Origin of the sequence: Flavobacterium daemonense (assembly GCF_007341385.1) — a bacterium.
In the GTDB taxonomy this organism is placed as follows: domain Bacteria; phylum Bacteroidota; class Bacteroidia; order Flavobacteriales; family Flavobacteriaceae; genus Flavobacterium; species Flavobacterium daemonense.
This window is the reverse complement of sequence record NZ_VJYD01000003.1, coordinates 117536-142537: the sequence shown is the minus strand read 5'-3', so window position 1 is coordinate 142537 and position 25002 is coordinate 117536. Positions and strand designations below refer to the sequence as shown.

The window sequence follows — 25002 nt, the reverse complement described above, 5'->3', positions numbered from 1 at the left end:
ACGAATTCTCAGATTATCTTTCCCAGAAAAACGGAGGTTCAATATTTAAAGCTCTCAAATAAACATACGCTTGTCCGCGGTGATGTACTTCGTTATCAATAAAATACAAAATATTCTGAATGATTGGAAATTCATATTGCCCAAAAAGATTGAACTTTTCGCTAAAATCTTCAATTGATAATTGCTCCCAATATTTATTGATTTCTTCTGTTGCCTCGTCCCATTTTTCAAGATATTGCGCTTTAAAAATCAGCTTTTCGCTTCCTTCTGTATAAGGTTGGCTGTCGCGATTTACAATTCCTTTAAGCGCCGGAGCTGCAATTGCCAAAAGTTCATCAACTAATTTTGAAAAAGGTCTCATGCCTCCAATCGAAAATTCGAAGAAATCTTTTTCTGGAAAAATTTCAATCAATCGGCGAGTCAATGCGCGGTGACCTTGCCAGTGTTTCAATAAATCTTCTGAAGTGATTACTTGTGCTTGTGCTTCTACTGTTTTCATGATTTTAAAGTTTTATTATTTCTATACTTCAAAAGTAAAATGGGCTGGTGACAACAGTTTGTCAGCAGGAAAAATTATTTTTTAAAAAAGTTAATCGAAGTTTCACAAAACATTCTGGAAATAATTCGAAACAATAAATTAACATCTTAAAATACTGACAATCAGGTTTTAAAATAAAAATCATTCGTACCTTTAAACTCCCCAATTAATAAAATCAGGATTATGAGAAATTCTCTTCTTCTATTTTTATTATTTTATTCGACTATAGCTTTGTCACAGGGGATTATAGTGGATGATACAAGCCTGACCGTACCTGAACTTGTGCGAGAAGAACTAATGAAAAATGCTTGTGCCAATGAAACCAACTTCAAGTTTTCGTCCACACAGGGAATTGGCAAATTCACAAATACAAATCCTAATTTTCCAATTTCAGAAGGTATTATTATTCGGAACGGAATTGCCAAATACACCGAAGGAATATACACCGGCGCTAATGAAAGCAGTATTTTAAATAATGACACCGATACCGATTTGCAAGCCATTAGCGACAGCAACGGACAAATGGTCCCCATTACCGATGTGAGTTATATTCAGTTTGATTTTACGCCTTTGTCAAGCAATTTCAGTTTCGATTTTCTTTTTGCTTCAAATGAATATGGCGAATTTCAATGTGGTTTCAGTGATGTTTTTGCTTTTATTTTAACCGATTTAACAACCGGAACTTCTTCAAATCTTGCCGTGCTTCCGGGGACATCAACGCCAGTTTCGGTAAAAAATATCAGAGACACTCAGTATAATTCTTCTTGTTTGTCTGCCAATGCCAATTTGTTTGACCATTATAATGTGAGCAATCCTGCGACATCGGCAATAAATATGCGAGGTGAAACCAAAGTTTTAACCGCTTCTTCGCCTGTAATTCCAAATAGAACGTACAGAATAAAGTTGGCAATTGGCGATTACAATGACAGCAGTTATGACTCGGCAGTTTTCATAAAAGGAGGCAGTTTTATCACGGCTATGGATTTAGGGCCCGACCGGACAATCTGCGAAGGCGAAAAAATCACACTTCAATCTGGTCTAGTGGGAAATTATGCTTACGAATGGACTTTGGACGGAAATGTCATTTCTGGGGAAACAAGCAGTTCATTGACCGTTGACAAATCTGGAACTTACGGAGTTACCGCCACTCTTTCGGGCTGTGTCATTAAAGATGAAGTAAAAATCACCGATTTAAAAGTGAAACCTGCCAAAAACTTAATTGCTTGTTACACCACAAACGGAATTTATAATTATGATTTAACGCAAAATAACGCAACTAGTTTAGGCCTCAATCCTGCAGAATATTCACTTTTGTATTTCAGTTCTTTGGCGGAAGCCAATGCAAATGGGCCAGCAATACCACAAAACCAATTAAATTCTTTTACAAGTGTTGGCAATCAAACTATTTACATAAAAGCAGTTTCTTTGAACAACAACAATGCTTTATGCAATAATTTGATTTCTTTTGATTTGCTTGTAACACCACCAATCAACCTTGTAAAACCGCCAGACTTGAGTTTTTGCAACACAAAATCAGGTAGCGTTCCAGTTGATTTGACTGTTCAACAAAATGTAGTTCTAAACGGCTTGAATCCTTCCGACTACAAAATTACGTATCATTTAAGTCAAGCAGAAGCAAACAGCGGTGCAAACAGTATTTTAAATCCTAATCTTTTCAGTACATCTTTATCACAGTCACCAAAAACGATCTGGATTAGAGTTCAAAGTCTGCAGAATTCCTTTTGCTATCAAACCGTGAATTTCAATATCATTATTTATTCTCTTCCGCCAGTAAATGAACTTCCAGATGTTGTTGCCTGCGATAGTTATACGTTGCCTCCTATCACTTTTGGTTTTTATTACACGGGGCCAAATGGTACTGGAACACGATTGAATGCTGGAGATGTAATTACAAAATCGGGAGCTTATTACATTTTCAGCGGTCCTGGTCCGAATAATTGTACCAATGAAAATACTTTCAATTTAACTTTTATCCGCGAAATAGAATTCCCAAAAGAAGCCTGTGGAAAATACATAGTTCCTAATGCGCTTGCGGGCGGTTTTTTTACCGAACCCGGAGGTAATGGAGACCCAATCCCGAGAGGAACATCATTTACATCAAGCCAAACCATTTATTATTATGCCGTTATTGATGGTGCAGTATGCAGCGACATAGCCGTGCCTTTTGTTGTTCATCCTTTGCCATTAGTCGATAAACCAGATAATGTTGTAACCTGCGATTCTTATTTATTACCACCTTTAGTCAACGGAAATTATTACACAGCGCCGGGAGGCTCGGGAAATCAATTAAACGCCGGAAGCCAAATAACTTCGAGCCGAACTTTGTATGTTTTTGCAAATGATGGAAAATGTACCAATGAGAACTCTTTCAAAATAGACATAATTAATTCACAGCGTTTTGTTCCCATAACGCAATGCGGAAGCTATACACTTCCTGCAATTGCTGTTGGCGGTTATTACGACAGTCCGGCTGGGCAAGGTAAAAATATCCCTGCGGGAACTGTAATTACCAGTTCGCAAACGGTGTATTATTATGCTGTTACAACTACTTCGCCAAATTGCACTATTGATCTAAAATACCAAATTACTATAAAGCCTTTACCTCCCGTCGATACTCCAGCAAACCGACTAGAATGTAACAGTTATGTTTTGCCTCCGCTAACAAACGGTAATTATTTTACTGCAACAAATGGTGGCGGAACCGCTTTGCATGCGGGAGACATAATTAAGGCAACTCAAACAATTTATGTTTTTTCAGTAAGTCCTGAATGTACAAACGAACATAGTTTTACTATCGAGATCAGACCTTTGCCAGATGTTGACAATTTTACCGACGTCGTCACTTGCACCAATTTTAAGCTTCCAAAACTAAAAAACGGAAAATATTATTCGGCAACAGGCGGGCCACATGGCACAGGAAGTTTGATTCCCGAAGAAACAATAATCAGCACCTCGCAAACTATTTACATTTACAACGAATGGCCAGATTTTGCAAATTGTAACAACGAAACCTTCTTTAAAATTAATATAAACGGCATTGACGTTGGGACTTTTCAAAATATAGATGCCTGCGACAGCTATACACTTCCTCCTCTAAAATTAGGAAATTATTATTCTCAGTCTGGCGGAAAAGGAACTGTTATCTCGGCAGGAACCGTTTTGACCACTTCTCAAACCGTTTATGTTTATGCAATTGTTGGAAATCGGCTTACGTGTTCGAGTGAAAAAAGCTTTACGGTAAATATTTCCAAAGCGCCGATATTAGTTAGCACACCAGATGTAGCAGTCTGCAAAAGCTATGCATTGCCCGTTTTAACTATTGGGAAATACTACAGTGCCCCTAATGCAACAGGAGTGCAATATAATCCTGGAGACTTGATTACAAGCACACAACGAATGTACATTTACGCGATAGCACCAACAAATTCAAGTTGTATTTCGCAAGATGATTTTAATATTACAATTTACCCGTTAAAAGATTTCACCATAAAAAACGGCGTAATTTGTGTCGATTTTCAAACGGGAATTTTACTTAGCCCAGCGCAATTAAACTCTGGGCTTAATCCGAGCGAGTACTCAATTGACTGGTTTTTTAACGGAAATAAAATATTTACAGGTGCAAATTATATTGCCAAAGAAGAAGGAACTTACACCGTCGTTCCAACCAAAATCTCTCCTGCTGTTGGAGCCGACTGTGGTTATAATTCGGCTACAGTCAAAATTGAAAAATCCAGTCCTGCCATTGCAACTTTAACGATAACGGATGCTTTTGAAGATGACATTGATATAATTGTAAACGTAACAAATGGTTTTGGAACTTATGAATATCAGCTCGACGATAGTGATTTTCAAACCAATAATATTTTTTCCAATGTTGATTCAGGTGAACATGTCGTTGCCATAAAAGATACAAAAGGAAATTGTGACAATCTTATTCTGTTTGCCAATGTTCTAAAATACCCCAAGTTTTTCACCCCAAACAACGATGGCTACAACGACACTTGGAACATCACAGATCTTTCCGCTCAGCCCGATGCAGTAATTAATATTTTTGATCGTTATGGCAAATTCATAAAACAGCTTCGTCCTTCTGGTCCTGGCTGGGATGGAAATTACAATGGTGGCCCACTCCCTTCCTCAGATTATTGGTTTCAGGTTTTTTATACACAAGATCAGGTCAAACAGGTATTTAGGTCGCATTTTAGTTTAAAGCGGTGATGGTTTGGCTACAACAATTTGAACATTCTAAAACTACAAATTTGTAAGTTTGTCGTTGTTATTTTTCTATATTTGGTACTACGAAACAAAGCAATTAGATGATAACAACAGAAAAATTTGAATTAACAAAAAACGAATATTTATCAGTAATTATAAAAGTTCTTATAAAGAAAAAATGGTGGGAATTTCTAATTTTTTGGGCTCTTGCCGTTTTTATTTCTATTGAAGCGGAAAAAGACGGTTTGACAATCTTTTGTTTGATTTTTCTGTATTTATATCCTTTCATTCTTATTTTTCAATATTGGAGATTTGCAAATTCAAAAGACAATAGAAAGATATTTGGCGAAATACACTATGAAATCTCAACAGAGCAAATCAATACATATTTTGGCAATGGCTCGCATAGCACAATAAAATTCGAACAATTCATAAAAACATTTGAAATTAAAGACTATTATTTTCTTTACATTTCAAAATCGCAAAGTTTATATTTTCCAAAAAAAATCTTCATAAACACAGAAGATTTAGATTGGTTTAAAAAAAACATATTCGATAAAATTAAAACTGTCAATAAATGACAATTTAAGTATTTGGGTATTTAAAAATTGGTTTTTCCTTTTAATGCTATTCGATATCTCGGTTTTCCCTAAAAACGAGTTGGTCAAAGTAATTATTTTATAGCCCGTATTAATAGAACTTTTTTGCCTAAATTTGCAATAATGGGGATAGTTGATAAAAATATTGAAGACTTAAAAAACCTTTGTACAATGTACAATGTGGAAAAGATGTATCTATTTGGTTCAGCTTTAAATTCTAATTTTGATAAAGAAAGTGACATTGACCTTCTTGTAAAATTTAAACACATTGAGTTATCAAAATATTTTGACAATTATATTGATTTCAAGGAAAAATTAGAGCGTTTATTTGGGCGCGAAGTTGATTTAGTCGAAGAGCAAACATTAAAAAATCCAATTTTAATTAAATCAATCAATAATTCAAAAGAGCTTATTTATGGATGAAAGAATTCTTAAATGGCTTTTCGATATCAAAATATCTATTGAAGAAATTGATACTTTTTTCAAGGATGAAGAAAGAAACTTTTTCATATATAGAAACAACCTGATGCTCAAAAGAGCAGTTGAAAGAAATCTAGAAATTGTTGGTGAAGCCGTAAATAGAATAATAACTCGCGATAATTCATTTACTGAAAAAATCACTAATGCAAAAGCAATAATTGGATTACGAAATCAAGTTATACATGCTTACGACAATATTTCTGATGAAAATATCTGGTCAGTTCTAACAAACCATCTTCCAAAATTAAAAATTGAAATAGATAAATTAATAGAAGAGAACATAAATGACTACTTATAATGGTCAAATCTTCTGTACCAAAAATTAATAACAACTCTCTTTTTAGTTATTAAATAACCAACTTTGTACCTTTGCAACTAAATAACTTTGGAACTCAGAAAAAATGATCGAAGATAAAAATCCGCAACGCACCAGTATAGCACAATTAGGAGAATTTGGCCTAATTGACCACTTAACCAAAAACTTTGATGTTACACAAGAATCTACTCTAAAAAGTATTGGAGACGATGCCGCCGTGTTAGATTTTAAAGATAAAAAAACCATAGTTTCTACCGATTTATTAATCGAAGGCGTGCACTTTGACTTGGCTTACATGCCCTTAAAACATTTAGGATACAAAGCAGTTGTTGTGAATATCTCCGACATTTGCGCAATGAACGCAAAACCAACTCAAATTACGGTTTCAGTTGCTGTTTCTAATCGCTTTCCACTTGAAGCTTTAGAGGAATTATTTGAAGGAATTACCAGAGCTGCAAAAGAATACAAAGTCGATGTTGTTGGCGGTGATACTACCTCATCTCAAAAAGGCTTAATTATTAGCATTACTGCAATTGGCGAGGCCGATGAAAACGAAATTGTATATCGAAACGGCGCAAAACAAACTGATTTATTAGTAGTAACAGGCGATATTGGCGCAGCTTATATGGGACTGCAGGTTTTGGAACGTGAGAAACAAGTTTTTCAAGTAAATCCAAACAGCCAGCCCGATTTAGATCCGTATACCTATTTGGTCGAAAGACAATTAAAGCCAGAAGCAAGAACTGATGTTCGCACACTTTTGCATGCTTTAGAAATAAAACCAAACGCCATGATTGATATTTCTGACGGATTATCTTCAGAAATCATGCATTTATGCAAACAATCAAAAGTGGGTTGTAACTTATACGAAGATAAATTGCCGTTAGATCCTCAATTTATTTCGACTTGCGAAGAGTTCAATATTGACAGTACGACTGTTGCCATTAACGGCGGAGAAGATTATGAACTTTTGTTTACGATTGACATTAACGATTTTGACAAAATAAAAGGAAATCCGAACTTTTCAATTATCGGACATATGACCGAAGAAAATGAAGGAGTTCATCTTGTAACCCGCGCCAACACAAAAATTGCTTTAAAAGCAAGAGGCTGGGATGCTTTGAGTGAATAAATTTTAGTATACAGTCTCAGGCGCTGAACTATAAAAAAAATCCCAACAGTTTTTATCGAATCTGTTGGGATGTTTTTTTATAAGTAATGTTCTAAAATCTAATGTCTAAAATCTAAAATTTTAAAAAAGCCCTTTGCTTTTTGCTTCTTTCAAAAGATCTTCGTCTAAGCCTGATCGTATTTTCAGCAATTCTTTCAAACTGACTTTTCGTTTTTCAATTGCGGCCAAAGAAATCGGAATGTATTGCGACATATCTTCTGTTTTTGTGCCTTTTGATAAATGAAATAAAATCTGTTTATCAAATTCATCTATTTCAATCGAATTATGTGGCGACTGATTTACCATTTTCACCACCGACTGGCTGTAGTATTTTCCGTTTTTCATCACTTTGTCAAAAGCAAGAAGAAGCTCATCAAAAGTAAGATCGTTTTTAATTATTAAACCGTTCGGGTTAATTGTCCTGATTATAGTCTTTATTTTCAGCAATTCGGTGTACATCGTCAGCAAAATTACTTTGCAGTCTGGCATTTTCTTCAAAATCAATTTTGCTAGATCTTCTCCAGAAAAAATTTCTTTTTCCTCATAAGCCGGCATGCTGATATCTAAAAATGCAACATCAAATCTTGGCGTTGATTCATCTTCTAGCAAATCATAAGCTGATCGGCAGTCATAAGCCTGAGCAATACGAAACTCATATTCTTTTGGATTATAACGCGTTATAGCATTTTTATATCCTTCAATAATAAAAGGATGATCATCTACAATCAAAATGTTTCGCGTGATTAAGTGCGAAATTGGAGCGGGTAAATCAAATGTCATTATTTTGCAGGTTAATTTTTTGATCGATTGGGACTTTAATTGTGAGAAGTGTTCCTTCTCCTTTGGCAGATTTTATCGTAACTGTACCCTTACACTCTGCGACTCTGTACTGAATATTATGCAATCCAATACCGTTTTTAGTTTTCTTTGCATTAAAACCAACTCCATCGTCCGCAATAGACAAAACTAAATAATTTATTTCACTTTTAAACTCGACAGTAATTGTATCAGCATCTGCATACTTATTGCAATTTTGTAGCGCTTCTTGTATCATTCTGTACAAATTAATTTTGACAGCATTGCTTACAAGATCCCATTTTATATGAGAATCAAATGTCGTAATTAATTTTGAATTATACGTGTTTCTCTGATTTTCAAATAGTTTCATCAGAATCGCGACAAAATTATTAATTAATTCTGATTTTTCTCTATTTAAGTCATGCGAAATTTCGCGAATGTCTTCTTCGATATGTTTCAGTTCTGTCAAATATTTTTTTCTCTTTGCTAAAGCTTGTGCTTCATCGATTTTATCAAGACTGTCCAAACTGATTCTAACACCAAACATTCGGCCCAAAACCCCGTCATGCAATTCTTGCGCCACCTTTTTCTTTTCTTTAATTCGCGTCAGCTCAATTTCATTTTGCTGCGAAATCATCAAGTTGTAAATATCTTCATTTGCAACTTGTTGCTGTTGTTTAAAAAGCAGTTCCCGGTTTTTTGCCTGTTGCGTTTTATAAACATAGAAAAATAAACCAAGAAGCGTACAAATACTGAAAACGTAAACTAAAGTTCTATTTTTCTCCTCGAGATTCGAATTTTGATCTTTTATTTCATTGGTTTCATATTCAATTCGGGAGAATTTCTCGCCCATTTTTCGCTCTGATTTAAGCATCTTTTCATTTAATCGAAAATATTCTTTAGAGTAAACCGAAGCATTTTTTGGATCAACAATAGCAATTTGCTTGAGTGCTTCCAAAGTATTTTTCCCAATATTTAGATTTCGCGCTAAACTTAAGGCCTGTTTTGAAAACTGAATGGCTCTAAAAGTATCTTTTTTAAAAGCATAAAACTCTGACAAGTGAATTCTGCTCAATATTGACGCCGATTTTAAATCGAGACTATCTCTAATTTTTAAAGCTCTTTCAAACTGATCTGGAAGTCCTTTAAAATCCTGTAATTTGAATTTAGAATATGCAAGATTATCAAGCAACATTGCATATAGCACATTTTTTTCCTGAAATAAATTTTTCTGATTTAATCCTTTTTGAAAATATTGCTTCGCTTGCTCGTAATCGTTCAAATTAATATAAACAAAACCAATATTATTTAGCGAAGTAGCTTCTAATTGCAGTTCCGACGGAATATCTTTACTCTTTAAAACTTCAATTGCCTTTTTATGATATTCCAAAGATTTATCATATTCTTCCCGATCATTGTATAATATTCCAAGAAGATTATAACACTCATAAAGCAGATCACTTACTTTTTTTTGCTTTTTTAAAATACTCAACGCTTTAAAAACAGCAATTTCACTTTCAAAAAAATCTCCTTCGTTGTACTGAAGACTTGCTTTGCTTAAAAATGTCTGTGCTAGATTGTATTGATCATTAATTCGAAGATAAATTTTTTGAGCCCTAAAAAAATTCAAAAACGCACTATCGGGAATGCTCTCATAACTATAATAATCTCCCAAATACGTATAAGCTTTACCCATGCTTACAGAATCTTTGGCGCTTATTGATCGTTCTAAAACCAATTTTGATATTTCACGATATGATTTGAGGTCATTCATGTTGTAATATCTATTGGCTACTTTAAACAAATTGACTCTGTTTAAAGAATCATTATTCTTTTCAATAATGATATTGAATGCTTTTCGATTGTATTTCTGTTTTAAATCATAAGTTAAATTGATGTCATTTGCTAAAGACAAATAAGTAGGCAAACTGTCTTCGGGCGAATTTCCAGCTTTTTCGATATGATTTTTCTTATTGCATCCAAGTAAGATGAGGAGTAAAACCAATAATATTTGCGAAGTTTTTTTCAATGTCTGGTTTTGAGTTTTACCAAAAATAATAAAACTACAGACACAAAAAAAGGCTGTCGAAAATTGACAGCCTTTTTTTGTATAATGGAACTTGTTTATTAGTCAAGTTTTATAGTGTTTCCTAGTGATTGTCTGTCTTGACGAAATCCTTCAGACTGATTATTTTTTAAATCATTAGTAGTAGTGTGGAAATCTAATTTTCTACTTCCATCACGTCCAGTTGACTGTCCGCCAATGATAGTATCTTGTTCTGCTACTGCAGTTGTTGGAGCTGCGAAAGAAGTTGCAACCATTACTAAAGAAAATAATCCGAATGTTAAAGCTGTTTTTTTCATGACCTGAGGTATTTAAGGTTTTAATTTGATTTTTTTGTTTTTGGGACCGTTCGCACTCTGCGTTTCGGTTTGGTAAAATTATACCCCAAGACGAAAAAAATTTACATGAAAAATCGAGTTTATGGTAGATCATACCCAAATGATAGTCATTGGGCGTCAAATTCGTGTAATTATCTAGTTTTTAGATCTCTATGTAATTACCTGCGGAGAAATTAGCGATTATCAAATCGACATTTGCTTTGTAAGTTTTGGAAAACGGAACCTTTTTAGGAGAGTTTTTGATGTAACAAACTGAGTTTCCGTTATGAATTCTCGAAATGTAGTTTTGATTGATGATGTAACTGTTATGAATTCGGATAAACGGATGTACTAAAATACTTTCAAAATGCTTTAAAGTCTTGAAAGCTGTCACCATTTCGCCAGAACTCAAATAAATATCTGTCGAATTATTATCCGCTTGAAAATAGCAAATATCCGCCGCATTCATATAACGATAATCGCCATAGGACTTGATGCAAAGTATCAACGGTTTTTCTAAAAGGTGTGGTATTGCTGTTTCTTGAACGACAATTGAAGTTTCTTCTGAATCCGGAATTAGGTTTTCCTGCACGTCTAAAGGCATTATTTTGAGCTCAGAGGCTTTTTCTTCGACAACAGGAGCTAATTCTTCAACTATAGCATTTTTTTGTTCTTTTGGCTCTAAAAGCACTTTTTCGAGTTTTAAAAGTGTTTTTACAACATCGACATGCGTTAAAGGTTTCAGGATATAATCGAAAACGCCATACTGAATCGCATCAAAAGCCAGTTCTTTTGTAGTTGTTGTAATAATGATTTTTGGAAGTACAGATAAATATCGATACAACTCTCCAATAAAAGCGAGCGATAAATTGCTTGAAGTATTTTCTGAATCGATTTCTAGAAAAACAAAATAAGGTCGGTGCTCTAAAACCAAATTTAATCCCTGCTGATAATTCGTAGCCGATGCTATAAAAGCTAATTCCGAAAAACCTTCTGCAACGATTCTGGTTTTCAAAACACTTTCCGCGTCATTGTCAATTATAATGTAGGAATATTTTTTCAATTTGGTTTTAAATAATTTATAAATGAATCATAGATTTATATTACCTGATTCACTTTCGAATTTTAGCATATGATGCGCAATTAAATTTACGTAAATTATTTATGCAAATAATTCATTGTTAACACATTACACTAAAATGTTAATACATAAAGATGAAATGCAAAAAAGTTCGACGAAATGCATTTCTCAAAATTAAAAAAATCCCAAACTCTCCCCATGTTACGGGACGGAATTTGGGATTTATATTATGTTAAAGTTGGAGATTACATCTTCATCAACCAGTTTTTCATAGAAACTTCGTTTTCGATAATATTTCTCAATTCAGAAATCTTAACGCGATCTTGTTTCATGGTATCTCTATGACGAATAGTTACTGTTTCATCTTCCAGAGTTTGGTGATCAACTGTGATACAGAATGGTGTTCCAAGAGCATCTTGTCTTCTGTAACGACGTCCAACTGCGTCTTTCTCATCATATGCCACATTGAAATCCCATTTTAAATCTTCAATGATTTTTCTTGAAATTTCAGGCAATCCATCTTTTTTAACCAATGGCAATACCGCCGCTTTAGTTGGCGCTAAAACTGCAGGCAATTTAAGCACTGTTCTTGTAGAACCATCCTCTAAAGTTTCTTCTTGCAACGATGTTGCAAAAACAGCTAAAAACATACGATCTAGACCTACAGACGTTTCTACTACATATGGCACGTAGTTTTCGTTCAATTCAGGATCAAAATATTGCAGTTTTCTTCCTGAATATTCTTCGTGTGCTTTTAAGTCAAAATCAGTACGAGAGTGAATTCCTTCTAATTCTTTGAAACCAAATGGGAAGTTGAATTCGATATCTGCCGCTGCATTTGCGTAGTGTGCTAATTTTTCGTGATCATGAAAACGGTAATTTTCTTTTCCTAATCCTAAAGACAAGTGCCAGTTTAAACGAGTTTGTTTCCAATGCTCGTACCATTTCATTTCTTCTCCTGGACGTACAAAGAATTGCATTTCCATTTGTTCAAATTCACGCATACGGAAAATGAATTGTCTTGCAACAATTTCATTTCTGAACGCTTTACCCGTTTGAGCAATTCCAAAAGGAACTTTCATACGGCCTGATTTCTGAACATTTAAAAAGTTCACAAAAATACCTTGAGCTGTTTCTGGACGTAAATAAAGATCCATTGCATTTTCTGCAGAAGCACCTAATTTAGTACCAAACATCAAGTTGAACTGCTTTACATCTGTCCAGTTTTTAGAACCCGTTTCAGGGTCAGCGATTTCAAGCTCTTCGATCAAAGCTTTTACATCATCTAAATCTCCGTTTCCTAAAGAACGTCCTAAACGCTCTCTAATTTCTCTTTCTTTAGCCAAATATTCAATAACACGAGCATTTGTAGTAACAAATTCTTCTTCATTGAATGCATCGCCAAAACGAGCTTTTGCTTTTTCGATTTCTTTTTTAGCTTTCAGATTAATTTTTTCAGCATAATCTTCCACTAAAACGTCTGCTCTATATCTTTTTTTCGAATCTTTATTGTCAATCAAAGGATCATTAAACGCATCAACGTGGCCTGAAGCTTTCCAGGTTGTTGGATGCATTAATATTGCCGCATCTAAACCAACAATATTTTCATTCATCTGAACCATTGATTTCCACCAATATTCACGAATATTCTTTTTTAACTCGACACCATTTTGTGCGTAATCATACACTGCACTCAATCCATCGTATACTTCGCTTGACGGAAAAATAAATCCGTACTCTTTTGCGTGCGAAACCACATTCTTAAATAAATCTTCTTGTTTTGCCATAGTGATGCAAAAATATAAAAAGTAGTTTTAAAAAAAAGAAAAATAATAAAGATTGAAGTTTGAATTTCGTTAGTTTTGTAACTAAATTCTTTCTATTTGTGTTTAAATCTATAATAAATCTGTTTTTCCCGAAAGTTTGCTCTGGATGCCGTTCTGTTTTAATGACAAATGAAACGGTTTTGTGTACCAATTGCCGACACGAATTGCCTCTGACACAATATCATCTGGATTCAGAAAATGAAGCTGTAAAAAAGTTTTATGGAAAAGTTGAAATTGAGCATGCATCTGCATTGTTATATTTTATAAAAAAGGGAATTGTCCAAGAACTGATTCACAATTTAAAATACAAAGGCCACGAAGAAATTGGGACGGTTCTTGGAAATTGGTATGCCGAAGATCTTAAAGAACTTCGGTTAAAAACTCCTTTCGAAGTTGTCATTCCCGTACCGCTTCATCCAAAAAAATTTAAAGAACGAGGCTATAATCAAGTTACTGCTTTCGCAGAAGCAATTTCTGAAGGTTTAAATCTCACTTTTGACGATGCTGTCTTATACAGAAAAAAATATTCCAAAACGCAATCAAAAAAGAATCTTCTCGGGCGATCTGAGAATATCGAAAATATTTTTGATGTCAAATTTTCCGAAGAAAATCACAATAAACATTTCCTGCTTGTTGACGATGTTTTGACAACTGGCTCAACACTCGAAGCCTGTTCAAAAGCCTTGCTCAAAATTCCGGGCGCGAAAATCAGCATTGTTTGTATGGCGATGGCGAATTCATAAAAAAAGAAATTCCAAATTCCAATGTGTTAATCAATTGGAATTTGGAATTATAGATTTTTTTCTTTGAATTTTAATTGATAATCAACTTTTTAACTGTTCTTCTGTTTCCGTCGATAACCGTCACCAAATAAACTCCGGAAACCGCATTTGGAAGCTGAATGTTTTGATCAAAATTTGAGGTTATGTCAAAAGTTTTCGAATACACCATTTTTCCCAAAATATCATGAACAAAAACTTTTACGCCAGTTTGTGATTCGCTTTGGAATTTAATCGTAAAGTTTCCTTTATTCGGATTTGGATAAATACTAAAATCGATACTTTCAAAATCTGGAGTTCCCAAAGTATAAGTCTGACCGCAAATATTAATTGAAGCCGAATTTAATGTTCCGAAATTTCCAACCACAGCATCTCTAACTCGAAATGTCCAATTTCCCTGCGCTTTCTCACCATTAAAAGCACTCAAAGCATCAACAGGCAAAACAATTTGCTGCGTTGTTGCGTTACAATCTAAAGCAGCACCTGAATCATTGAACTGCATGTCTAAAGTAGATTTTGTTGATCCGCAATTTTTATTAAACAATCGAACGACAGTTCCAGCAGGACTAACAATTTGAAGTTCTACATCAGAAAATTTATCATGTGTTATATTTACCGAAACATCGACATCCGTAACTATCGCTTCAGATGCCGGAACTGTTATCGTTCTAGTAACAAAAGTTGTAGTATTTGGAATCGAAAATGAGTTTCCAAAACTATAACTATTGCAAGAAGAGTTTGCAGTATAGCCAATTGCAAATGGTTTGCTGTTTATTGCGTAAAAAATATTTGCCGTTGGCTCAATTAAAATTCTACAATTTTTTGAAGATGGAACACTTGTAGGAAGCGTAATAGTTTCGGTACCGTCGTTTGGCGTATTTGAAGCTAAAATTATAGGAAACGTTGCACCTCCATCAGTAGATAATTTAATATTAACTGAAGAAGCACCTGCCAAAGAATTTGTATTATTTACACTCCAAGTTACAGTCTCGCTCAAGCCTTGCCACCAACTAACATTATCATTGTTATGCGAAGTCACTGCAAATGGCCCAGCTGTCGAAACAACATTTACAACCATATCGTCAGTATTTGTCTGCGCCGTGCCTTGAGCCGCATTGTCGCGTCCAGTCAAAGTAAAATGCAATGTTCTCGCAATTGACGAAACTGATTCCCAAGTTGTGGTTAATCTGTTTTGAAGGACATAACTAAAACTCGGCATATAGCGAACTGTACCACTTGCAGTTGGGACAACAGATCGAAATAACGGTCCATCTGGTTTTGTTGGATAAGCAATACTCGTGCTTCCAGAAGTTGTTATTGCGTTGTCATTTTCTTCCCAAGTATAAGTAACCGAATCTCCCTCAGGATCAGAGCCTGTTCCTGTTAAAACAAAGGCAGTACTTATTGGAATTGTAAAGTCATTGCCGGCATTAATAACCGGCGGATTATTTGTAATCGTGGTACTTACGGGACAGGATTTATTAGCCAAAGTATTTTGGATCTGCCTGATGCTCACATAAGCAAAATAATCGTCAGAAGTGTTTTGAATATCATAATCGCCCGTCACACCAGCATAAGCCATAATTGTAGAACCGCTTCCGGGTTCAACATTCACGCTTGTTCTTTCCTCAGAATCATATGAAAAAGTGTGATTTGCACCTAATTGATGACCAAATTCATGTGCCACAAAATCAATATCAAAAGTGTCTCCTTGCGGTTTACCATCTGAAGGCGATGTATAAGCACTTCCTTTTCCTAATGGAACACCTGTTGTTGGATTTGTACAAACGCAACCAATACAACCCGCGTTACCGCCACCGCCAGAACCACCAAATAAATGACCAATATCATAATTTGCATTTCCAATCACATTGGTCAAGGTCGTTTGAACTTCTTGATTCCATGCACCATCAGCACCTGTCGAGGCATTTGAGTATGGATCTGTGGTTGCATCTGTATAAATGACAGCATCTGTATTGTCTATCAAAATCAATTTTACCGCAAGATCTTTATTAAAAACGCCATTTACGCGGGTCAATGTGTTGTTCATTCCGGCAAGCGCCAATGCTTTTGTACCACCAAAATAGGCGGTATATTCTCCAGTACAGGACAAAGCCAGACGGACTGTTTTGAAAACTTTGTTGTTTGATTCTGTATTGGCAGTTTTTGCCGTACTGTTTTTATTTAAAATGACATCATCAGTTTTGCAGATAAGTCTTTTTGAGGCCGAATTACTTTTGGCAAACAAAATATATTCTGATTTGTCATCTGGATTTCCCTCGATAAACTCCGTCGATTTATCAGAACGAAAAACCATTGTTTGAAGTCCGAGTGGCGAGACGCTGAAATGTATCTTTGCCGTTTTATCATCTAAACCATTTCCTTCATATGATCTGATTTCTGGATATTTTGCCTGAAGTCCTGGCTCAAAATTCGACGATTCCCAAACAGTAAAGCGCTCTAAAACTCCCGAAGTATTAGGAATTGTAATTTCGGCTGTATTATTTCGAGAACCTTTTGCTGTTGCCGATGCCAGCTTAATTTGTAGAAGATCTGAATTTAATTTACAATAAAGCTTTTCAGAATCTGAAGTACTTATTCTTTTGCTCAACACAGAATTTGCGCTGCTTTTTTGCCACAAATCAGAATTTTGAGCATGTAAAACAGTACAGAAAACAATAAAATATAAAGAGAGTAAATGTTTTTTCATAGACGCGGGCGTTGATACATCAAAATTAAGTCAATTAAATTAAATTCTTACATATAAACGACATTTAACCTTTTTTAGTCGACGAGTTGGTGTATTTTCACAAAAAGAAACCATCTTCAGCCAAAAAAATCAATTCTCCTTGGCATCAAATTCAAAATAGATAGTATAAATTTGCAGCATCTTAAATTATTTGTTTTGAATCTCTTTCATTCTATAAACGATTTCCATTCGACCAAGAAAACAATCTTAACACTTGGTACCTTTGATGGTGTTCATATTGGTCATAAAAAAATTCTGGAAAGAATTACACAGAATACCGAAAACGGCAAATATGAAAGTTTGGTGCTTACTTTTTTTCCGCATCCAAGAATGGTTTTACAAGAGAAATCAGAAATCAAACTTTTAAATACAATTTCCGAAAAAACAAAACTTCTAGAAGCAACAGGAATTGAAAACCTTATAATTCATCCTTTTAACGAAAGTTTTTCAAGATTAACCGCAGAGGAATTTGTTCGGGATATTTTAGTTGATCAATTTCATATTCAAAAAATAATTATTGGACATGATCATCGTTTTGGAAGAAACAGAACGGCTAATATTGATGATTTAATTGCTTTTGGCGCTGAATATGGTTTTGAAGTAGAACAAATTTCGGCTCAGGAAATTCAAGATGTTTCGGTTAGTTCGACAAAAATCAGAAAAGCTTTAAACGGAGGAAATATGGCTTTGGCCAATGATTATCTGGGTTACAATTATTTTTTATCGGGAGAAGTTGTAAAAGGAAAGCAATTAGGAAGAACAATTGGTTTTCCAACGGCAAATATTCAAATTGAAGAAGATTACAAATTGATTCCGAAAACGGGCGTTTATGCTGTAAAAGCAATTGTAGATCAAAAAGAAGTTTTTGGGATGATGAATATTGGCTTCAATCCAACTGTAAACGGCGAAAAACAAACCATTGAAGTTAATTTATTTGATTTTAATGAAGATATTTACGGAAAACAAATTGAAGTTTCGTTATTGAAATATCTTCGCGAGGAACAAAAATTCGGTTCCGTTGATTTATTGAAAGAGCAGTTAAATCAGGATAAGGCAAACGCTTTAGATTTTGTGAGCAAGCTTTAATAATTTAATTCTAAAAATATATAGTCCCGATGGGACAAAATCGAACATTTCCATATTGTGTTACCAATATTGAATCTCTACGAGATATATCTAAATCATATTAAAATCCGCAAAATCTCGCTTTTTTCAATATAAATGTCTACAATAATATTCCGTTAGGAATGAAATATTGGTAGAAAAAATATTCCGCCCGATCAATTGTCCTGTCAAGGACTTCATATATGACATAACAACTTTTTCATAATCGTATTCCTCATACACAACATTTTACCAATTTTAAGCCATCGTAGTTATTTTTTTAGTAAATTTGATATAGAACACTGTTCTTCAAATATTTACTATTAACTTCTTTAAAAATAACCACTATGAAACTACCTAAAGAAATAACCAACGGGTTTCTAATATTCCTTGGAATAGGCATTTATTTTTTATTGATGAATCTATTAGGTCTTGCCGATTTGTTCTATTTACGTACTCTAAATGTGTTCTTTATCTTTTATGGCGTAAACAGAACCATGCTAATGAACCTGCATAAAGGAGAAACCAATTTTGTGTCGAATGCAGTTTCTGCCATGGCAACTTCAGTAGTTGGCGTGTCAATGAGTGTTTTCGGATTACTAGTTTATAGCTATGCACGAGGCGGAGATGCCTATGTAAAAACCTTATCAGAGACATTTATGTTTGGAGGAAATCCTTCTGTACCAACTTATTGCATCTGTTTGCTTTTTGAAGGAGTTGCCTCATCGGTCATCGTAACTTTTTTGATGATGCTTTATTGGGGTAATAAATATGTTGCCGATTAATATTTTCAAAATAAAAAATAACATTTAGCACTCTAAAATCATAGAATTATACATTTTTATGATTTTAGAGTGTTTCTTTTTTGAAAATAACTGTCAAATATTCATTTACCGACTACATCATTGGTTGATTAGAACAATTTAACTACTTTTGAGGCTTCAAAAACATTGTATCAATGAGCATTACAAAACACAATTGGACCAAAGACGAAATCATCGCCATATATAATAAGCCAATTATGGATCTTCTGTATGAAGCGGCAACCATTCACAGGCAAAATCACGATCCGAACGTAGTTCAGGTATCAACATTATTATCAATCAAAACCGGAGGTTGTCCAGAAGATTGCGGTTATTGCCCACAAGCGGCACGCTACAATACTGGCGTTGAAGGAAATGATTTAATGAGCGTAAGCCAAGTAAAAGCACAAGCTTTGCGTGCAAAATCAAGCGGATCATCTCGCGTTTGTATGGGAGCAGCTTGGAGAAACGTAAAAGACGGTGAAGAATTTGATCAGGTTTTAGAAATGGTTCGTACCATCAACAAACTTGACATGGAAGTTTGCTGTACTTTAGGAATGATTACTGAAAATCAGGCACAACGTTTGGCAGAAGCAGGTTTATATGCTTACAACCACAATTTAGATACTTCTGAAGATTATTATAAAGATGTTATTTCAACACGTGCTTTTGAAGACCGTTTAGAAACTATCGAAAACGTTCGTAAAACAAATGTAACGGTTTGTAGTGGTGGTATTATCGGAATGGGAGAAAGCATTGAAGACAGAGCAGGAATGCTTGTTGCGCTTTCAACTTTAAATCCGCAACCAGAATCTGTGCCGATTAATGCATTAGTTGCCGTTGAAGGAACTCCAATGGAAGATGAAAAACCAGTTGAAATCTGGGAAATGATTCGTATGGTTGCTACAACCAGAATTGTTATGCCAGATACACAAGTTCGTTTATCTGCAGGAAGAACAAATATGAGCCGCGAAGGACAAGCAATGTGCTTTTTCGCAGGAGCAAATTCAATTTTTGCAGGAGACAAATTGCTTACAACACCAAACCCAGATGTTCACGAAGACATGAAAATGTTTGAACTTTTAGGATTGAATCCGCAGAAGCCATTTACAAAAGTTTCACAGCCAAAAACTGTTGAAGCAGCAGACTCACAGTTTGCTCCATTAGGCGAAAAACCTAAATGGTCAAGACCAGGACACACTATTGAACGAAATGTTGAACACTCGATAAAATCAAAAATTTAGTTAATAGAGTTCAACAATCTGAATAAATATTTTTAAATTGCTTATGACATTGAGTTATAAGCAATTTTTTTATTTAGAGAGATGAAGTTAAAACAAATCGAAAGGGTAAAAAAAATCTCAAAAGCTGATTTTGTTTCCCAATATGTTAAAAAACAAATTCCTGTGGTTGTTGAAGAGCTGACCGAAGACTGGCCCGCTTATGAAAAATGGAAATTATCCTATATTAATGAAATCGCAGGCGATATTACAGTTCCGCTATATGATGATCGTCCCGTAAATCACGAAGATGGTTTTAACGAAGCGCATACCAAAATGAAAATGAGCGATTATATTGCTCTTTTAGAATCAAAACCTACCAATTACCGCATTTTTCTTTATAATTTGATGAAAGAAGTGCCAGCGTTGAATAATGACTTTAAATGGCCTGATATTGGTTTGAGATTAGTCAAGCAAATGCCGATGCTGTTTTTTGGCGGAGAGAATTCAAAAGTCTTCATGCATTTTGATATTGATTATTCGAATATCCTGCATTTTCATTTTCATGGAAAAAAACAATGCATGATTTTTCCACCAGATCAATCGAAATACATGTACAAAGTGCCGCATGCATTAATTTCGAGAGAAGACATTGATTTTGACAATCCGGATTATGAAAAATTTCCGGCATTAAAAAACGCCGAAGGTTATATTACAAACCTCAATCATGGTGAAATGCTATATATGCCAGAAGGTTATTGGCATTATATGAAATACTTGACGCCGGGATTTTCAATGAGCCTAAGATCGTTTCCTAAAAACATTACCAACTTGTCAAAAGCTGCATACAATGTTTTTATTATGCGCCATTTTGATATTTTGATGCGAAAATTCAAAGGTCAAAAATGGATTGATTATAAAAATGAAAAAGCAATCACAAACACTCACGAAAATCTTCGAAAGAGTGCTTAAATAAGGTTTTAAAATAAAAAAAAGAGCTGTTAGAGTTTAATTCTTTAACTGCTCTTTTTCTTTATCATTTATCAAAATACAATTTTTTTGGTCGCGATATTTCCGTTCTCCAAAGTCACTTTTACTAGTAAAACCTGATTCTCAGAGCGGAAATTCTGTAATTGCAATTCAGTTGCGTTAATATTTTTCTTCTCATAAAGCAATTTTCCAGAAAGATCATAAACATTAACATCGTGAATTATTTCTTTATTCGAAGTCACTTTAATTTCTTTAGATTTTATAGACACCCAAACATTATTTTCGACATCTGAAACCTCATCAACACCCAAAGATTTATCAGAATAACGGAGTACGAATCGGTCAGTGAAAGTTCCGGCTCCTGTATTGAAAGTATAATTTCCAGCTCGGAGATCAACTATTTTATTTGTGGTTTTATCTTCTAAAAAAATAGGCTGCAAAGTCAAAGCACCGTCAATATGATAAATTGAAATTGTAAAATCGCCGGCAATTTCTGTTCGATATCCAAGCGGGACAATATCAGCAGATCTAACAGGCAAAGCACGTCCTTGAATTGCTAGTTTATGGTCGTTGTTTATACTATAGAAATCCAGAAATTTATTTCCATCAAAACTATCTCCGTCAAACTTTCTGTCAAAATCATCCGTTGCACCTTCGATATAGCCAACAAGCAATTGCTTAAAAGCCCCTTCATCGTTAGTCATGTTCAGCCAAATTCGATTTCGCTCAAGATCAGATTCACTTGCATCTGCTTTGGTTTTGAAAAATTGAGTATTGGTACTTCCGCCTCTTCGCATTGAATTTTTAAAAACAATAGTTCCAGATGCAGCAGTACCTGCAAAAAATGATTGTCCGGCCGCTATATCGCCGCTTGGCGGTGTATTGTTATTTCCCGAAGTATTTCCAGAACCTGCAGGCGTACCCGTACCAACTCCTCCTGTTAAATTATAAGTAGCATAATCATCTGTAGAATATTGATAAGCACCAACCAAAACGACTGGTGTATTGTGTGTCCAAAAATATAATGTTCCTTCTAGAATAGGATTTCCATTGATAAAATCATCAGCGTGTAAAGCAGAAGGATAAGGGTTCCCAATTAAGTAAAATTTTTCAGCGCCAACAGTTTCTCCCGTAATGTCTCCGTTATTAGGAACACCGACAAAAGTCGTTGCAAAGGGATATCTAGCTGTATTTGAAAAATCGTCAGGACCACGAATAATATAGCCTTTTCCAACAACCATTACATTATTCCTGTCTTCAGCCACCCATTGAGTGCCATCAAAACTAAAATATTTATCGCTGGCTGTCAATGGCGAAACATCAACTAATTTTCTATTTTTTACAGGACTTGACCAATACACATAATCCGCTTGACGAATGAGCTGGCTATTTCGTTTGTAAGTAATAATTCCTGTATTTATGGTATTATCAGTACTTGTTTGCAAGAGACTAGCACCATCAGCAAAAGTCAAACTTCCAGAATCAACATGAACTCCGTTGACTACATTTAAAGTATTGCCATGCTGAATCATCACTGCTGCATTATTGCTGATGATACAAGAACAGGCATTTATATCATTACCCAAATTATAATCTCCTTGAAAATCGACCAAATCATTAAATGACGGATTTGCTGTTCCATAAGACCACGAAGTACCGTTCCATGTATTTGCCATAATCGTGATTTCGGCTGAATAGGTTATAGCACAGCTATTGTCAATTGCAAATTTATATTTCCCGAAAGGCAATCCTGAAATTGTTATTGAAGTACCTGAATAAGCACGTGGCGTAACCGTTGTCCCATCAGATTGCAGAATGTTTCCCGACCCAGAAAGTCCATTTAAAGTAATACTACCCGTAGGCGTGGTACAAGTTGGTTGCGTAATATTTAAAATATTTGGAGCAGGAGGCAAAGGATCGACATCAATTCTTGTTTCAATTGCAAATTCCTCAGGACAGGTTCCATTTTTTACAACAGCTCGATAACTCGTACTTTCAGTCAATATTCCAGGCTGATATGTAGGAGCAGTATTTGCTATAGGTTGCCAAACATATGGTATTACTGTCGCATACTCCCATCTCACAATTGTACCGGTATAATTATTCAGTGTTAAAAGCGGACTAGCATTTCCTTGACAAACATGAACACCACCATTTACAACGCCACGATCTGTTTTTGTTACGGTTGTTGTGTTTGTTGCATTTGTGGTTGCGGGACATCCATTGGAAGAATATTTGACGCTTACTGTTTTACTGCCACTCGTGAGCCACTGTAAAGTAACCGTGTTACTGCCAGAAGAAATATTGCCCGCGGTAATAGTATAATCGGTTCCGAGTACACCGGGAACTGACCAAATATAATTTGCTTGTCCTACTAAAGTGGTATAAGTCACATCTGTCGAAACACAAACTGAAGATCCCGGTTGCACTGAAAAAGCAGGCACAGGAATTGGATTTACCGTAACTGTCGTTGCTCCCGAAGGCGTTGAAGAGCATCCGCCACTTTGTACAACAGCTCTAAACTGTGTTGTTTGTGTCAATATGCCAGAAGTATAGGTTGTTGTAGCGTTCATAATTGGAGTCCAAACAGTAAAAGGGCTAACGGAAGATTCCCAATTTAAAACAGTACCGGTATTTCCTGTTAAAGTTAAACTACCACTTGTGAAACCACTACAAATTGTTGTCCCTCCGCCAACCGTTCCCCCAACTGATGGTGAAGAAACAACAATGCTTGCAGTATTATTAGAAGAAACATCAGTAAAACAAGCTCCTGATGTTAGTCTTGTAATAGTAATATTTCGTGTACCGGCAACAGTAAATCCTGATAATGTAAAGCTCCCCAACCCTGCTGTAGTTACTGTTAAAGCAGTTGTTAATCCGTTACTTGCAGGATTGGTCAAATTGTAAGTAACAGTATAAACTCCAACAGGTAAAGCAGCCTGAGATCCCGAAAGAAATATAGTAGCATTTCCTGGCGAACTACAAACAGGCGAAGCTGAAATCCCGGTTAAACCGTATGTCGGACAAGTGTAATTCACAATTATCTGACCTCCACCTCCTGTACCGCCTGGCTGCGTTCCGCCTAAAAGCGTGGTCATAGCGCCACTTCCACCACCACCGGGCGGTGTTCCGGGATTTCCAGGAAAGCTTCCTAAAACTGTACTGGCTACACTGGCACCTCCTGCTCCAGACGCACCACCACCTTTACCCCCAGCTCCAGAACCTTGCAATAATCCAAGAATACCTGTGTTTCCGGAACCTCCGTCAGCACCAGAAGTTTTTGTAATCGAACCAAACGAATTCGTATCTAAGCCACCTTTACCGCCGGCAGGACTTCCTCCCGCATTATTTGTAGTTCCTGCTTTTCCTCCTGCAGCAAAAAAGACACTTTCGAATCCCAAAATAGTTGAATTCCCTCCATCAACTCCCTTGGCGGTCGTCCCTGGAACGCTAATATTCAAAGTTGCTCCGGGTACAACTGTAATTTTACCTTTTACATATGCGCCTCCGCCACCGCCACCGCCACTTCTTCCATCGACAGTTGCACCGCTCGCGTCTCCACCGCCACCACCTGCACCCCAGCCTTCAACGTCCATAGAAGTAACCCCTGCAGGAACAAAAAGTGTATTATTAGCTGTATAAGTATGTGGAGGTTGAGCAAATAAAGAATTACAAGTAAATATTAAAAGAAACCACAATCGTAGATTTTTATTCAGAAGAAATAATTTTTGTCTTTTTAAATAAAATAAAAATTGAAAGGGCGATTTGAGTAAAGATTTTTTCATACTGTGGCATTTTAAAAGTTAAAAAAAGATTCCAGCGGATATTAGAATCATCTCTAATTTTTAAATACCTTAAAATTGAAAAACAGAACAACAATATAGTTTTCTGCGGAGTGCGCTAAATACAGCAGATAGAAGAAAACTATGA

18 protein-coding genes are annotated in these 25002 nt (G+C 35.3%); 10 read left to right on the top strand and 8 right to left on the bottom strand.

From position 1 onward, the window contains the following. Positions 1-13: 13 nt before the first annotated feature. Positions 14-499, bottom strand: a complete 486-nt coding sequence (locus tag FND99_RS05125; RefSeq protein ID WP_144336910.1) for a DinB family protein — start codon at positions 497-499, stop codon at positions 14-16. Between the two features lie 222 nt (positions 500-721). Between FND99_RS05125 and FND99_RS05120 the strand changes: the two genes are divergently transcribed. The 5 genes from FND99_RS05120 (at position 722) to thiL (ending at position 7301) form a co-directional block, all read left to right on the top strand. After that, positions 722-4777, top strand: a complete 4056-nt coding sequence (locus tag FND99_RS05120) for a T9SS type B sorting domain-containing protein (RefSeq protein WP_144336909.1) — start codon at positions 722-724, stop codon at positions 4775-4777. Positions 4778-4875: 98 nt separating this feature from the next. Then, entirely contained in the window at positions 4876-5355 is a 480-nt protein-coding gene (locus FND99_RS20380) for a YcxB family protein (protein WP_162615537.1), read from the top strand. A gap of 141 nt (positions 5356-5496) precedes the next feature. Continuing rightward, positions 5497-5796 carry a nucleotidyltransferase family protein gene (locus FND99_RS05115; RefSeq protein ID WP_144336908.1) on the top strand — a complete coding sequence of 100 codons (300 nt, stop codon included), beginning with the start codon at positions 5497-5499 and terminating at the stop codon, positions 5794-5796. Beyond that, positions 5789-6151, top strand: a complete 363-nt coding sequence (locus FND99_RS05110) for a HepT-like ribonuclease domain-containing protein (RefSeq protein ID WP_144336907.1) — start codon at positions 5789-5791, stop codon at positions 6149-6151. Before FND99_RS05115 ends, FND99_RS05110 begins: the two co-directional genes overlap by 8 nt. 103 nt (positions 6152-6254) lie before the next feature. Next, a complete protein-coding gene (thiL, locus tag FND99_RS05105) occupies positions 6255-7301 on the top strand; it encodes a thiamine-phosphate kinase (protein WP_144336906.1) in 1047 nt (348 codons plus the stop codon). Positions 7302-7421: 120 nt separating this feature from the next. On the opposite strand, the gene FND99_RS05100 is transcribed toward thiL, so the two are convergent. The 5 genes from FND99_RS05100 to FND99_RS05080 all read right to left on the bottom strand — a co-directional run bounded on the left by FND99_RS05100 (position 7422) and on the right by FND99_RS05080 (position 13388). Then, complete coding sequence (locus tag FND99_RS05100; RefSeq protein WP_144336905.1) at positions 7422-8120, bottom strand: response regulator; 699 nt, start codon at positions 8118-8120, stop codon at positions 7422-7424. Beyond that, positions 8110-10167: a tetratricopeptide repeat-containing sensor histidine kinase gene (locus tag FND99_RS05095; RefSeq protein ID WP_144336904.1), complete on the bottom strand. Its 2058-nt coding sequence runs from the start codon at positions 10165-10167 to the stop codon at positions 8110-8112. Before FND99_RS05095 ends, FND99_RS05100 begins: the two co-directional genes overlap by 11 nt. A gap of 98 nt (positions 10168-10265) precedes the next feature. Next, a complete protein-coding gene (locus FND99_RS05090) occupies positions 10266-10502 on the bottom strand; it encodes a hypothetical protein (protein WP_144336903.1) in 237 nt (78 codons plus the stop codon). A gap of 181 nt (positions 10503-10683) precedes the next feature. Beyond that, positions 10684-11583 carry a LytR/AlgR family response regulator transcription factor gene (locus tag FND99_RS05085; protein WP_144336902.1) on the bottom strand — a complete coding sequence of 300 codons (900 nt, stop codon included), beginning with the start codon at positions 11581-11583 and terminating at the stop codon, positions 10684-10686. Positions 11584-11846: 263 nt separating this feature from the next. Next, complete coding sequence (locus FND99_RS05080) at positions 11847-13388, bottom strand: glycine--tRNA ligase (RefSeq protein WP_144336901.1); 1542 nt, start codon at positions 13386-13388, stop codon at positions 11847-11849. A 98-nt stretch (positions 13389-13486) separates the two neighbouring features. Between FND99_RS05080 and FND99_RS05075 the strand changes: the two genes are divergently transcribed. Next, positions 13487-14170: a ComF family protein gene (locus FND99_RS05075; protein WP_246074172.1), complete on the top strand. Its 684-nt coding sequence runs from the start codon at positions 13487-13489 to the stop codon at positions 14168-14170. A gap of 70 nt (positions 14171-14240) precedes the next feature. Here FND99_RS05075 and FND99_RS05070 read toward each other — a convergent pair whose 3' ends face one another. Next, positions 14241-16916: a zinc-dependent metalloprotease gene (locus tag FND99_RS05070; protein ID WP_144336900.1), complete on the bottom strand. Its 2676-nt coding sequence runs from the start codon at positions 16914-16916 to the stop codon at positions 14241-14243. Between the two features lie 195 nt (positions 16917-17111). Between FND99_RS05070 and FND99_RS05065 the strand changes: the two genes are divergently transcribed. The 4 genes from FND99_RS05065 to FND99_RS05050 all read left to right on the top strand — a co-directional run bounded on the left by FND99_RS05065 (position 17112) and on the right by FND99_RS05050 (position 21054). Next, positions 17112-18041, top strand: a complete 930-nt coding sequence (locus FND99_RS05065) for a bifunctional riboflavin kinase/FAD synthetase (RefSeq protein WP_144336899.1) — start codon at positions 17112-17114, stop codon at positions 18039-18041. A 365-nt stretch (positions 18042-18406) separates the two neighbouring features. Then, on the top strand, positions 18407-18844 hold the full coding sequence (locus FND99_RS05060; RefSeq protein WP_144336898.1) for a hypothetical protein: 438 nt from the start codon (positions 18407-18409) through the stop codon (positions 18842-18844). Positions 18845-19017: 173 nt separating this feature from the next. Further along, on the top strand, positions 19018-20106 hold the full coding sequence (bioB, locus tag FND99_RS05055; RefSeq protein ID WP_144336897.1) for a biotin synthase BioB: 1089 nt from the start codon (positions 19018-19020) through the stop codon (positions 20104-20106). Between the two features lie 81 nt (positions 20107-20187). Next, entirely contained in the window at positions 20188-21054 is an 867-nt protein-coding gene (locus FND99_RS05050) for a cupin-like domain-containing protein (RefSeq protein ID WP_144336896.1), read from the top strand. Between the two features lie 71 nt (positions 21055-21125). On the opposite strand, the gene FND99_RS05045 is transcribed toward FND99_RS05050, so the two are convergent. Then, the gene (locus FND99_RS05045; RefSeq protein ID WP_144336895.1) at positions 21126-24857 is read right to left on the bottom strand and encodes a T9SS sorting signal type C domain-containing protein; all 3732 of its coding nucleotides are present in this window, start codon (positions 24855-24857) and stop codon (positions 21126-21128) included. Between the last annotated feature and the right edge of the window lie 145 nt (positions 24858-25002).

Coding starts and splice junctions, on each gene's coding strand:
- FND99_RS05125 (WP_144336910.1), bottom strand. CDS start 499: ATGAAAACAGTAGAAGCACAAGCACAAGTAATCACTTCAGAAGATTTA.
- FND99_RS05060 (WP_144336898.1), top strand. CDS start 18,407: ATGAAACTACCTAAAGAAATAACCAACGGGTTTCTAATATTCCTTGGA.
- bioB (WP_144336897.1), top strand. CDS start 19,018: ATGAGCATTACAAAACACAATTGGACCAAAGACGAAATCATCGCCATA.
- FND99_RS20380 (WP_162615537.1), top strand. CDS start 4,876: ATGATAACAACAGAAAAATTTGAATTAACAAAAAACGAATATTTATCA.
- FND99_RS05110 (WP_144336907.1), top strand. CDS start 5,789: ATGGATGAAAGAATTCTTAAATGGCTTTTCGATATCAAAATATCTATT.
- FND99_RS05090 (WP_144336903.1), bottom strand. CDS start 10,502: ATGAAAAAAACAGCTTTAACATTCGGATTATTTTCTTTAGTAATGGTT.
- thiL (WP_144336906.1), top strand. CDS start 6,255: ATGATCGAAGATAAAAATCCGCAACGCACCAGTATAGCACAATTAGGA.
- FND99_RS05100 (WP_144336905.1), bottom strand. CDS start 8,120: ATGACATTTGATTTACCCGCTCCAATTTCGCACTTAATCACGCGAAAC.
- FND99_RS05080 (WP_144336901.1), bottom strand. CDS start 13,388: ATGGCAAAACAAGAAGATTTATTTAAGAATGTGGTTTCGCACGCAAAA.
- FND99_RS05050 (WP_144336896.1), top strand. CDS start 20,188: ATGAAGTTAAAACAAATCGAAAGGGTAAAAAAAATCTCAAAAGCTGAT.
- FND99_RS05045 (WP_144336895.1), bottom strand. CDS start 24,857: ATGAAAAAATCTTTACTCAAATCGCCCTTTCAATTTTTATTTTATTTA.
- FND99_RS05120 (WP_144336909.1), top strand. CDS start 722: ATGAGAAATTCTCTTCTTCTATTTTTATTATTTTATTCGACTATAGCT.
- FND99_RS05115 (WP_144336908.1), top strand. CDS start 5,497: ATGGGGATAGTTGATAAAAATATTGAAGACTTAAAAAACCTTTGTACA.
- FND99_RS05070 (WP_144336900.1), bottom strand. CDS start 16,916: ATGAAAAAACATTTACTCTCTTTATATTTTATTGTTTTCTGTACTGTT.